This window comes from Azospirillum sp. HJ39 (assembly GCF_041507355.1).
Lineage (GTDB): Bacteria > Pseudomonadota > Alphaproteobacteria > Azospirillales > Azospirillaceae > Azospirillum > Azospirillum thiophilum.
Genome location: NZ_CP167914.1, coordinates 123,189 through 135,878, shown reverse-complemented (window position 1 = coordinate 135,878; position 12,690 = coordinate 123,189). Strand labels below are relative to the sequence as shown.

General features: G+C 62.9%; 6 protein-coding genes. 5 read left to right on the top strand and 1 reads right to left on the bottom strand.

What is annotated here, in order from left to right:
• Positions 1-40 precede the first annotated feature (40 nt).
• From ABMY26_RS35935 to ABMY26_RS35920, 4 genes are all read left to right on the top strand, one after another.
• The gene (locus ABMY26_RS35935) at positions 41-1,129 is read left to right on the top strand and encodes an SDR family NAD(P)-dependent oxidoreductase (protein ID WP_372400726.1); all 1,089 of its coding nucleotides are present in this window, start codon (positions 41-43) and stop codon (positions 1,127-1,129) included.
• Positions 1,130-1,148: 19 nt separating this feature from the next.
• Positions 1,149-3,512 carry a glycosyltransferase gene (locus ABMY26_RS35930; protein WP_372400725.1) on the top strand — a complete coding sequence of 788 codons (2,364 nt, stop codon included), beginning with the start codon at positions 1,149-1,151 and terminating at the stop codon, positions 3,510-3,512.
• A gap of 68 nt (positions 3,513-3,580) precedes the next feature.
• Entirely contained in the window at positions 3,581-5,065 is a 1,485-nt protein-coding gene (locus tag ABMY26_RS35925; protein ID WP_372400724.1) for a glycosyltransferase, read from the top strand.
• A 273-nt stretch (positions 5,066-5,338) separates the two neighbouring features.
• The gene (locus ABMY26_RS35920; RefSeq protein WP_372400723.1) at positions 5,339-7,066 is read left to right on the top strand and encodes a glycosyltransferase 61 family protein; all 1,728 of its coding nucleotides are present in this window, start codon (positions 5,339-5,341) and stop codon (positions 7,064-7,066) included.
• Between the two features lie 24 nt (positions 7,067-7,090).
• Here the strand turns inward: ABMY26_RS35920 and ABMY26_RS35915 are convergent, their stop codons facing one another.
• Positions 7,091-9,466 carry a glycosyltransferase gene (locus tag ABMY26_RS35915; RefSeq protein ID WP_372400722.1) on the bottom strand — a complete coding sequence of 792 codons (2,376 nt, stop codon included), beginning with the start codon at positions 9,464-9,466 and terminating at the stop codon, positions 7,091-7,093.
• Between the two features lie 314 nt (positions 9,467-9,780).
• Between ABMY26_RS35915 and ABMY26_RS35910 the strand changes: the two genes are divergently transcribed.
• Positions 9,781-11,940: a hypothetical protein gene (locus ABMY26_RS35910; protein WP_372400721.1), complete on the top strand. Its 2,160-nt coding sequence runs from the start codon at positions 9,781-9,783 to the stop codon at positions 11,938-11,940.
• Positions 11,941-12,690 lie beyond the last annotated feature (750 nt).

Genomic DNA, 12,690 nt, shown 5'->3' with positions numbered 1-12,690 from the left:
AGTAAGACAGCCTGTCCCGGTAAATGTGAGGGTGTGCATCGTGGATAAGCTCCGGTCCCTACCGGAAGGGGAAAGCCCCCGCATCATGGTGACCGGCGCCGCCGGGTTTGTCGGCCGGCACCTGGTGGAAGCCCTGCTGCGCCATCTCCCGGACGGGGGAAAGGTCATCGCCTGCAGCCGGGTGAACAACGATGGCACCCTGCCGGATGCGACGCCGGACGCCGTGTCGGGAGCCGTCGATTCCGTCCAGCTCGACATCGCCGACGGCGACCGGATCGACGAGGTGGTGCGGCAGGTGCTGCCGACCCACATCGTCCATCTGGCCGGCGTCTCGACCCTGGCTGCGGTCGCGTCGGCACCCGACCGGGCCTGGCAGATCAACCTGTTCGGCACCTTGCGTCTGGCCGAGGCCCTGGCCCGCCACCGACCGGGCGGCTGCTTCCTGTTCGTCGGCAGTTCCGAGGTCTATGGCCGGGCGTTCCAGGGTGGCCGCGCGGTCGACGAAACCACGCTTCCCGATCCGACGAACCTTTATTCCTGCACCAAGATCGCGGCCGATCTGGCGGTCGGGCAACTGGCATCCGACCGGTTGAGGGTCGTGCGGGCACGGCCGTTCAACCACATCGGGCCGGGGCAGCGGGAAGACTTTGCGGTGTCCGCCTTTGCAGCCCAGATCGCCCGGATCGAACGTGGCCTCCAACCGCCGATCATGCGTGTCGGCAACCTGGAAAGCGAGCGGGATTTCCTCGACGCCCGGGACGTGGCGGATGCCTATTGCAGGATCGTCGACCGTGCCGGCCAGTTGCCCAACGGGATCGTGCTCAATGTCGCCTCCGGCGTGCCGCGGTCCATCCGGTCGGTCTTGGACGACCTGTTGGGCATGGCCCGCATTCCCATCGAGGTGGCAACCGACGAGACGCGGATGCGCCCGAGCGAGACTCCGCTGGTCCTGGGCAACGCCAACCGCGCACGCGAACTGCTCGGCTGGGCGCCGACACATGCATGGACAGACACAATCGGGGATATCCTGGAGTATTGGCGCCGGCGCGTGGGCAATCCGGCCTGCGATCCGGCCAGAGATCCAGGTGCGGCTTCCTCCGCCCTCTCTCCGCTAGTGCGTGCCCGATAATATCGATAGATCGCTTGAAATGGAAAAGCACAGTATTTTCTTCGACGCTCGCTGTCTTCAGGATCCGAATTATCAATACCGCGGTGTCGGACGTCATTCCTCAAGCATCTGTGTCCGGCCTCCGGAAGGGAATTATTTTTCGGTCGCCTGCTGCTCGCGCGACCTGCCGCCCCTGCCGCCGGAATACGCGGCTCTGTTCGACCGCGTCATGTTCAGGTTTCCGCGGGACCTGGACCGAACGGCGTCGATCGTGTCCCTGTCCCCGATGACCGACAGCACCGACTTCGCCGCCAAGCCGCATGTCGGAACTCCCCTGGTCCGTGCCTCGCTGATCTACGATTTCATTCCCTGGGACCATTACGGCTATCTGGGCAGCAAGGACGCCATCGACGATTATTGCCGGCAGATCGACGGCCTTCGCGATTTCGACCTGTTTTTCCCGATTTCCGAATATTCGGGCCGGCGCTTGGCGGACATATGCAAAGTCCCGTCCGGGTCGATCGCGGTGACCGGGGTCGGTGTGCATGACGACTTCTACTCGGCCTGCACCGTGGGGGATGACAGGGCCGCCGCCATCCTCCGGACTTTCGGTCTTGAGCCCGGCCGCTACATCGCCTTCGTCGGTGGCGGCGATCCCCGGAAGAACGCGGACCTCGTCGTCGAGATGGCCGGGCGGTATGCGGCCACGGCCGAAGCGGACGCCGTGCCGCTGGTCGTCGGTGGGCAATATCCCTTCGTCATGCGCGAAGCCCTGACCGCGCGCTACCGCGACTGCGGCGGCCGATCGGACGGTATCATCTTCCTGCCGCATATCCTGGACGCGGATCTGGCGGCGATCTACCGGGGCAGCCTGGCGACGGTGGTCGCTTCACTGATCGAGGGGTTCTCCCTGCCTGTGGTCGAGGCCATCGCGGCGGGATCGATCGCCCTGGTGTCGGACTGCGAAGCCCATCTGGAACTGGTTTCCACACCGGAAGCGATCTTCAGTCGCACCGACGCCGGCGATGCCCTGGCGAAACTCACGTCCATCGCCAGGCTGGATGCCGCGGGGCGGAGGCGGTTGCTCGCACGGCAGCGCACGCACATCGACCGCTTCCGCCCGTCGGCCGTGGGCGACCGTTTCTGGTCGGCACTGGGCACAGCCATCGAAACCTCGCGGCGGACTGCCCCCCGCACCTCTGCCACCACCTCCACCTTCGGACCGGCCCCGCTGCGCCGGGCGCGCCCGCGCCTGGCCTTCGCGACGCCGTGGCCCCCGCAGCGGAGCGGGGTCGCGGCATACAGCTTCAGCACGGTCAAGGCGCTTTCGCGCCATGCCGATGTGGATGTGTACTGCGAGGTGACGCCGAAGGATGCCCCACCGCTTCCCGGTGTCCGGCTGCTGCCGGTGGCCGAACGGATCGACCAACGCCAATATGACCGCACCTATTTCGTGATCGGAAATTCGCATTTCCATACGCCGATCCTCAAACAACTTCTGGAGAATGGCGGCTCGGCGATCATCCATGATTCTCGTCTGTTCGAATATTATTACACCACGATGGGTGGGCGGACGCCGGCGTTCTGCCGTCTGGCGCAACGCCTGTTCGGGCGCGAGGTCAGCGAGCAGGACCTGCAGCTCTGGCTTGGGGATCAGCGGACCCTTCCCGACCTGTTCCTTGGCGACGTGATCGATTCAGCCGCCGACATCATCGTCCATCATCCCGGCTTCATGCAGGAGATCGTCACCCGTTACCGGCGCCAGCCCCTGTACATCCCTTTCGCCACGTCACCGCTGTTCGAGGACAGGGAACTGGAGCCCGATGCCCGCCGGGCGGTCCGCTCCGAACTGGGGCTGTCGGCGAACAGGCTGTCGCTGGCGACCTTCGGTTCTGTATCCCCCTTGAAGGGGGCGACCGAGTGCATCTTCGCCCTTGGCGAACTGCATGACTGGAACATCCCGGCCGACCTTTACTTCGTCGGCGGCCTCGATCCGGACTTCAAGGACAAGCTGGTTCGGGACGCGGAGTTCTGCGGCGTCGAGCGTGCGGTCCATTTCTTCGGGGACTATGCCCCGGACGACCTCTACCGGAAGTTCCTTCTGGCGGCCGATTGCGGCATCCAACTGCGGAAGATCGGTTTCGGTCAGGGGAGCGGCGCGGTCGCCGAATGCGCCATGGCTGGCCTGCCGACGGTGACCAACAACGGCATCGCCGCATCGATCGAAGCGCCGGACTATATCCGGCGCATCCCCGATATTTTGAGCCCACCCCTTATCGCCGAGCAGATTCTGGAAATGCACGGTCAGGGAGCCTTTGAAAAAAGAATATCGGACGTCCGAAACTCATACATCGAGAAGCACAGCTTCGAAAAATATGCCAAATCTCTGCTTGATTCGATTTAGATGATCGTCGGGAATCCGGCCTGTGTCTGGAGGATGTTTTGCTTTCTTTTGTGATAAGAGATGCCGTATTGTTCGATCTGACGTGGTTTACGTCATCGCCAAATCGCACAGGAATTCAAAGATACGTCTTCGAGTTGGCGCGGAATTGGCCGCGCAACCGGGAAATCCTGCCCGTCGTCATCGACGGGGAGGGCATGCACATCATTTCCTCTGAAATATTTTCTTTGATGGCCGCGCTCTTTGCCTGCGACCGGAAGAGCGATCTGACGATCCTTTTGCAAAAAATCGAGGCTTGCCGGCATAAGAAGTTGGCCCGCGTCGATGTCAATGACATCTCCTGTTGCGCCGGCATTTTCCTGCCGGAAACCACGTATAACGAGGATCAGATCAGACTTTATCTGGATATCGTCAGTGATTTCCCAGAAAAGATTTTTGCCATGACATATGATTTCATATCATGGCTCTCGCCTGACTATTTTCCACATTTCAACTGTTCCCAGTACGGCGTCACCGGGTATCTGCGTCTTCTGCGGCGAATCAGGAATCTTGGCTTCCTGTCCAGCCAGATGAAGACCATCTTCGAATCCCGGATTCTTCGTGGGGCCGTCGGCAATCCCATCGTCCTCGGCGGCGGCTCGGAAGCCTTCGAGGGGGCAGAGAACCAGCCGGACAGCGCACGTCCGGAGTTCGTCTTTGTCGGGACCGTACAGCTGCGCAAGCAGCATTTCCTCGTTCTCGACGTCTTCTGCGGGCTGTGGGCCTCCGGATGCAATGCAAGGCTGACCTTCGTTGGCCAAGCCGGCAACATCAGCGAGGCCGAGGCCGGCCGCCTGCAGGACCTGTCCGAAAACCAGCCGCTGTTCTCCTGGGTGAAGGAGGCGGCGGACAGCGATATCCGCAACATCCTGAGGCGGGCGACGGCCTTGCTCTACCCGAGCACGGAGGAAGGCCTTGGACTGCCGCTGTTCGAATGCCTGCGGGTCGGGATTCCGGCGATCGTATCGCACACTCTGCCAGCCCTGGAATTCGTCACCGGCGGATATGTCGCGATCGAGGTGAACGTCGAAACCGTTGAGAGCGCGGTCCGCTCCTTCCTGGACCCGGCCTTCGCCGACGCCAAGAGACGGGAAATCGACAAGGACGCGCTGCCGACTTGGGACTGCATCGCCCGGAATGTCGCCGACTGGATCCACGCGTCCGGCGGGCAGCGGGCGCCGGGGTATACCCTGGACGCGGCCGAGGTTCCGGCCATCGGCTTCACCGAGCGGTTCAGGACAGCCGGAATCATCCACCGCCTTGATCGGCACGATGGTATCGCCTTCATCCGCGCCTGCTTCGGAGAACTGTTCGGGCGCGCGCCGACGGAAGTCGAGTTCCTGTTCTGGAGCAGGGTCCGAGAGCAGCTCTGTCCGTCGAAGCTGGACCTTCTCCTGCTGATGGCGTCCAGCGACGACCATATGGCGCATCACGGGGCACGCCGCGGTGCTGAAGCCTTCCGGAATTGGGTGCTCGGCCTGAGCCTGTACCGGAACTGTCCCGAGCTTTCTTTTTAGCCGTTTTCCTATGATACCGGGGGCTTCCAATGCATGCCCCAACGGGAGGCACATCACGAACTCCATCGCCTGTTCGTTCTCGGCGCCAGGCGCGGCGTAGACGGCACTCATCCTTCTCGGCCAGTCCGCACGGTTCTCTCTCTTGCGCCGGAAGCGTCGTCCATAGGCATCCACAAAAGCCCTTTATTCCATACCGGTTCGCATTCAGGTTAGTGCCCGGAATTCGAACTGCCCTTTACTCGACCGGGTACCATAGTGAACACGACTGATCTCATGACCCGCGCTGTTGCGCATCATCAAGCCGGGCGGTTGGGCGATGCCGAGCCGATTTACCGCGCCGTGCTGTGCCAATCGCCTGACGAGTTCAATGCTCTGCATTGCCTGGGCTTGGTGTGCTGGCGGTCCGGGGATCCGGGCAAGGGGGCTGCGCTGATGCAGCGGGCAATTGCCATTAACCCCAGGTTCGATGCACCCTATATCAACATAGGAAACCTCTACCGCAGCCTGAACGAACGAAAAACCGCCATTGAATGGTACGAGCGCGGCGTCGTAGCCAACCCCGGCTCCATGCCCCTGCGTGAGATGTTCTGCGGCATGGCCCTTGACTTCGCCTTGACAGCCTTCAACCAGAACGACCTGGAAGCCGTCGGGGCTTGGGTTCGCCGCAGCTTTCTCCGGTTGGCCGACGCTCCCGGCCTCACCCAGTTCCTCTACGACCTGTATGAGAGGCAGATCCAGTTTGCCCTGTTTACCGGCCAGCATGATGTGGCCGAAGCCTGCCTGAGGGTAAAGAACCGTTTCGATTTTCCTGCCGTGCCGGCCAGCGAAATCGACGTTTTCGTGGTGGATCTTCACGACTTTCCGGAATGGTGCGCCGCCGCCGGCCTGTCCGTCCGGCTCTGGCATGCGGATGCCCAGCCTGTGCCGCAGACGGTGTTCGACGATTATCCCGCCTATCTGCACCGGTATCTGGACACCCTGCCGGCACTCGGTGCTTCTCCGATCGGTGTGACACTCGACGCCGGGATCGAGGTAATCCAGGGCTTCTACGTCAAGGACAACTACGAGAGCTTCGTCCTGGCCGATCGTCGGCACATGCTGCGCGAGAGCAAGACCAGCGTGGTGGGTGGTTCAATTGTACCGCTGGTCGGAGTGACGCCGGGCCTGGTCAATGGAGCGATCCGCCTTCCGCGGCCACTCTACTCGGTGGTCGACTTTCCGGAACCCACCATCTTCGTGCGGTCGACCCCCAACTACTGGCACTTCATGGTCGAGGTGCTCCCCATGCTGATCGCCTGCGCCCAGGTTCCGGAAGCCCGGGACCTGCCGATCGTCCTCTTCGACGTGCGCGACTATCAGTACGAAATGTTCGACCTGATCGGCGTGGCCCGCGAGCGCATCATCGACATGCGCCGCACCCTCGGTCCGGAGGGCGTCCAAGCGCTCTACCGCTTCCACCGGGCTGTGGTGCCGTCACAGGTGTCCTACCCCATCGCATACCGGTGGTTGCGTGAGGCGATGCTGCCGCATGTCCGCCCCGGCCGTGGACCGTTGCCCCGGCGTGTGTTTCTGTCACGCCGCAACTCCTATCCGAAACATCGCATCGCCAATGACGCCGCGGTGGGTGATCTGCTGGCCGGCTACGGCTTCGAGGTGGTCCTACCTGAAACGCTGAGCGTCCTGGAAACCATCGAGCTTATCGCTCAGGCCGAGATCGTCGTCGCCCCCATCGGCGCCGGGACATCCAACCACCTGTACCTGTCTCCTCGCGCCACCTGGATCCACCTGAACAATGCGGACTTCTTCCATCCGGACTCTCCGTGGAACGATCAGATGGGCACCCAGGCCACGCTGATCGGGCATTTCAGCCACCTGACCGGGGCGTTCACCGGCGACCCCGCCGGGTTTCCCGACCGCTTGGTCGATCGGCTGGATATTCCCATCGACATCGACCTCACCTCCTTGGCCCGCTTGGTCGAGGAAGCGATTGCACGCCTATAGGCCGGACGCCTTTGGCGCGCTCCCTTACCGCACTTCGGAGCGCCGGCCCCGGGCGGCCTCCAGGGCGGCGTTCAGGCGGGTGACGTAAAGGTCCTGCACCGACTTGCGGTTCAGCGTGCGGCGGACCAACTCCCGTCCCGCCTCGGCGCGGCGCCGGGCCTCGGGCTCGTCGAAGCGGACGCGGCGCATTGCCGCCGCCGCCGCGGCGACGTCCGGCTCGAACCAGGCGGCGCCGGGGGTCACGTCGATATACTCGTCGGGTTCGATGAAGCGCTCCCGCCCGTCGACCAGAAAACCGGTCCGGTCGGTCATGTAGTCGAGGTTGGCAGAATAGCGCGAGGCGATGACCGGCTTTCCCATCATCATCGCCTCCGCCATCGTGTAGCCGAAGCCTTCCGCCCGGTGCAGCGAGACATAGCAGTCGCAGTTGCGCATCTCCGCCAGGGAATCGGCATAGGGAAGATCCTGGTCGCGGATGACGATGCGCGGGTCGAGCCGGGCCAGGCGGTCGAGCTGGAGCCTGTGGGCGGTGTCGGCGACACTGCGCGAACTGGCGCGGTAGCGGATGCGCAGGAGCAGCCGGACATCGCCGCAGGACGAATCGTCCGGCGGGAAGGCCAGCCGGAAGGCCCGCGCCGCCGCCAGCGGGTTCTTGCGGGTATACCAGCTGCGGGCGTCGAAGCAGAAATAGAAGGTGAAGGGCCGATCGCCCCGCCGGCCGGCGCCGTCCGCTCCCTCCGGAGCCGGGGCGGTGGCCCGTTCGTCCACGCAGTTCGGCACCACATGGATGGGACCGTGGAAATGGCGGGCCAGCCCCTGGGCGCAGAAATCCGACAGGGTCCAGATCTCGTCCATCAGTTCCAGCGTCAGCAGGCTGGAGCGCGGCGGCAGGCTGGTTTCCCATAGGAAGAAGCCGATGTTGTAGGCACCGGCGAAACGCTCCATCCCGTGGTTCACCATGTCGCCGGGGGCGCCGATGATGCCGAAATGGATCAGGTTGACCGGGTACAGCGCTTCGGTGGCGTGATGCTGCGGCAGGACCACTGGCGGCATGGTCACCGGCACGCCGGCCCCCGCCAGGATCTCGCGCGAGAACAAGGCGTTGCGGCTGATGCCGGTGCTGCCGTCGAAATAGCCGAACAGGTTCACCCCGCCCGTCGGGGCGCCGCCCTGGACATTACCGTTCCCGCCGCCTTGGGCCGGTCGGCGGGTGTCATGGGTCACGGCCGCGGCCTCCTGCCGGCGGCGCAGGCCGTCCAGGGTCAGGCCTTCCGCGCCCGGTATGTCCAGGAAGGAGAAGAAATAGCCGAGACCGCTCCACTCCCGTCCCGCATGCTGGATCCGGCGGTCGAACAGTGCGCGCACCGCGGGCGGCAGGAACAGGTCGTCCAGGTTCCAGCGGACCAGCCACAGGCTGATGCTGAGCAGGATGACGAACAGCGCCTTGTCGTCGCGCAGCGCCAGCTTGCTGCCCAGCGCGTCGTCCATCGCATGCATCTCGACATAGAAGCGGGACAGCAGCCCATGCCCGGCCGTGCCGCCGCCTTCGACCGTCAGGGCGGCCGGCCCGTTCAGGTAATCGGCATGTTCGGCGGCGAGCGCCGTCTTGGGCAGGCGCGCCTTGCCGAACATCCAATGGACCAGGTTGCTCAGTTCCGCGGTGCCGGTCGGCTGGCTGGCCGTGCCCAGCACCTGTTCCTTGTATTCGGCGAGCAGGCGCGACCGGAACATGCCGCCGGCATCCTCCTCCCCCGACGCCAGGAAAGCGGTGACGTCGGCCGGGAGCGGACACCAGGCATGGTCGGCCAGATTGAAGCGGTCGGCATGCCGCACTAGGAAGCGCAGCAGGTCGGCGGCGCTGCGCAGATGGAAGTCCCGTGCCGCGCCCAGCCGGTGGAGTTGGTGCGCCAGGAAGGCGCCGATGGTCAACTCCGCCTCCTCGTATCCGGGGGCGGGGCGGATCAGGCGCGGATCCTCCACCCGGTTGCGGGCACGCTTGGTCAGGTTCAGGGTCTCGGCGAGCGCCGTCCGGCACAGGGTCTTGCGTTCAGGCGTCATCCCGGACAGAGCGGTGTCGATGATCGCCCGATGCAGGCTGGTGACGATGGGGGCGTTGGGAATGGAGGCGGCGGTGCCGTGGATGCGGATGTCGACGACGCAGTCCTCCACCCCCAGCAGGTCGGGCGGCAGCGGGATGTTGAAGACGCCGAACCCCTTGTGCCCCGGCAGTGAGGCGAGCGCCTCGTGATACTCATTGCACGGATAGGTCCCCATGAACCAGCCGTTGACGTAGAGATCGACCAGGCATTCCAGCTCCGGCTGGGACTTGTTGACCAGCCAGCCGTAGATCTTGCTCGTGGTGATGAACTCCAGCCTGCCCTGGTAACCGATCTCGCTCATAATCCGTCCTGTTCCAATGAAGGCTGGTGACGTGAAACCTGAAATCACAAGAGCGAAATGCTCGAAAGATGTGCAGGGCTCCCGCATGGAGGCGCTGCTTGCCATCCCGGCCGGATATCCATTCCGCAGGGGCTGGTATAGCGCGACGGAGAGCGCGTCGATAGGGAGGTCGACTGAGATACTCCCGCCTAACGACCTGTCGCGGCGCCGGGAACGTCGGTAATCCGGATCTTCCCTAGACTTTACAGCCATAATATTTTTCAATAAATCATAAATTCCTCCAAAAAAATTGGGCGTCAGAAGAGATGAAGGGAATGGCCACCGCAGCGCCAACACGTCCTCGTTTCCTGATCGTCTCGCATCGCGGAATGCGGTGTGGCGTGCAACAGTTCGGCCGACGTCTGTTCCAGCTTCTCTCCTTGTCCCCGGACATAGATTGGCGTTATGCCGAGTGTGCCTGCATCGATGATTTTCTGAGCGAATGCATGGACACCGCCCCCTCCGCTGTGCTGTTCAACCTTCACGAGGGGACGATGCCCTGGGCGGCTGGCCACGGCATCCTCGCCTGCGGCGTGCCCTGTCTCGCCGTTATCCACGAAGCCTACCAACTGACGCGGGAGAGACTGGAAGCGACACCGTTCGACGGGTTTCTTTACCCGGATCCGTCCTTTGTCCCCGCCAGCCCTTTGATCTTTCCGGTCCCGCGCTTCACACCGCCGGTTCGCCCGCCCGCCCCAGCGCCGAAACGGTTCACGGTGGGCTGGTTCGGGTTCGCTTCCCCCGGAAAGGGGCTGGACCGTCTGTGCGCCCGCGTGAATGAGGAATTCGACACGGCACGCATCCGTCTCAACCTGTCCCCCCATGACCGGAAGGACCTGTTTCCCGAGCAGATGACGCAGTCCACCATCGCCGCTTGCCGAAGGATGATCCGCAAGCCGGGGATCACGCTCGACATCACGCGCGATTTCATGGACGAGGACATGCTGCTGGACTTCCTTTCGGAAAACACGATCAACGTTTTTCTTTACGATGACCTGTCCGGACCCGGTCGCGGCATCTCCAGTTGCCTCGACTACGCCCTGGCGGCGGGCAGGCCGGTGGCGGTGAGCCGCTCGCCCATGTTCCGCCATGTGCATGGCATCAATCCGTCGATACGCGCCGACAAGCGCCGCTTGAGGGACATCGTCGCCTCCGGCCTCGCCCCCCTGGCGCACCATGTCGCGCGCTACGAACCGGGCGCCGCCCGTGTCGCATGGAACAGGGCCGTCCTGGACGCGCTCGATCGGTTGAAAGCCCGGAAGTCGGTGCCCGACGGCCGGGGGTACAATAAGCTTCTCTCCAGCGCCTCGCGCGCCAGCTACGGCAAGCGCGTCGCGGTTGCCGGCGGCCGGGGTGCCGGTGCGGGCGGGACAGCGGTCCGCAGGTTCAAGCAGGTCAGCGTCCAGCAGGCATTCGTGATCGACACGGTGGAGCGGCTGGCCGCCGATTTCTTCGAACCGCGCATTCTCGCCATCGGATCGCCGGATGACGTCTGCATCGCTGCGCTTCGCGCGAAGGGCTGCATGCTGGATCGGATCGACCTGGAGGAGAGCGAGCCCGCCCTCGCCCGGCAGGGCACCGTATCCCATGACGTCGTTTTCTGCACCGTCACGCTGAACCGCCTGGCGGACGACGCCGCCTTCATCCGGGCGGTCGCCGACCTGCTCGCTCCCGGCGGCGTGGCCATACTGACCCTGGAGCTCACCCATCTGGAGTTCATGGACGGCTGTCCTGTCCCCCCGGCGGGACAGAGGCTCTACATGCCCGATGACATTCTCGGACGGCTCATGCCGCTGCTTCCGGACTGCATCATGCTGGATCCGCCCCGATGGGTCGGTGAGCATGGGGCCGGTGGCGGAGCTTCCCCCTCCACCCCTGCCGCCTGGGTGTTCCGGAAGTTCGATGCGGCAAGGTTGCGGTATGCGATGCCGGTCTTGGCCGGACACCCCGACCAGGCCGGCGGCTCGCATCTGGCCCGGCTCCAGGAACTCCAGGAGCACGGGCATCTGCACATGGCCCTGCACTCGCGCGGGGTCGCCGGCTTCGACAATGACGAACGTATCTTTTCCATCCCCGCGGAACAGCCGGGCTTCCTGATATTCGGCCCCTATGTCCCCATCGAGGCAGGGATCTGTTCCTGCAGCCTCCTGCTCCGCCTGGAAACGACCGGTCTTCCGGATGACATGGCCGTTGCAGTCATTGACACGGCTTTCGATGGCGCCGTGCAGCAGCAGACCCACACCGTGACCCCGGACGATCTTGCACCGGACGCATTCTCTCCCGTCACGGTCCGCTTCGCCGTGCCGAAGCCGGTGGCCGCGTTCGAGGTTCGGGTGCGTACGATTTGCCCGGTCGCCATGAGCGCCGTCGCAGCCGTGGCAATATGGTCGCAAGCCACGCCTCATGACATGCCGGTTCCGGTCGCCGCCGGTTGAGGGCGCATGCCAAGAACCCGGCCCGGCGTGCCGAAGCCATTGCTCTGCCTGGGCACCAGACCGGTTCTAATCGGCGCTCCATCATTACAAGATTGAAACTGTGCTGCCGAAGACCATTCGGGGCGATTATAAAAATTTCTACAGTCCCCAAATAAATCTAATATTTTATCCCGACAATGAAAGTGCCGCGCAATGTATCCGGGATAGGCTTCTGCGGCCATATGTATCTGGTAAGTATTGGTCATATCCATTCTGATTCCCGGATTCCGATAAATTTGCTACTATATGCGAATCGATGTTTCATGAGAAAGGTAATGACTTTATATATTTTCCAAGCATTCACATAATGACGAAATCTATATGAAGAATTATTGTTTCAATCCAATCATCATCATCCCTGCGGGTGAAAAATTTCCTTTCACATTTTCATTCGCGATAAATTGACAAAGAGCTTAAAATACGGCAGTTGTCTTATGGAGATTGCGGCGTCCAGAATATTTCATTTGCCTTGGTGTCTATAATGTTGGCAAGTCCTAGATTTTTGGAAACGGCGACATGTATTTTTTCGAATTCCTGTCAAACTCCGATGATTGCGAGCGGACAGGATCCAATGATCGCTCTCCTTTACGCTAGGGACGAGTGTCTTCGAATCCGGTTGTTTTGCCAGCTGGAAGGAAGTGCATGACGTTGTTTGGAAAGTATCTTTCTTTCCGGAAGGTACCATTGTCCAAGGGCACGTACCTGATGCTT

Bases quoted from the DNA above. Each gene is read 5' to 3' on its own strand.
- ABMY26_RS35910 (WP_372400721.1), top strand. From the start codon at position 9,781: ATGGCCACCGCAGCGCCAACACGTCCTCGTTTCCTGATCGTCTCGCAT.
- ABMY26_RS35915 (WP_372400722.1), bottom strand. From the start codon at position 9,466: ATGAGCGAGATCGGTTACCAGGGCAGGCTGGAGTTCATCACCACGAGC.
- ABMY26_RS35920 (WP_372400723.1), top strand. From the start codon at position 5,339: ATGACCCGCGCTGTTGCGCATCATCAAGCCGGGCGGTTGGGCGATGCC.
- ABMY26_RS35930 (WP_372400725.1), top strand. From the start codon at position 1,149: ATGGAAAAGCACAGTATTTTCTTCGACGCTCGCTGTCTTCAGGATCCG.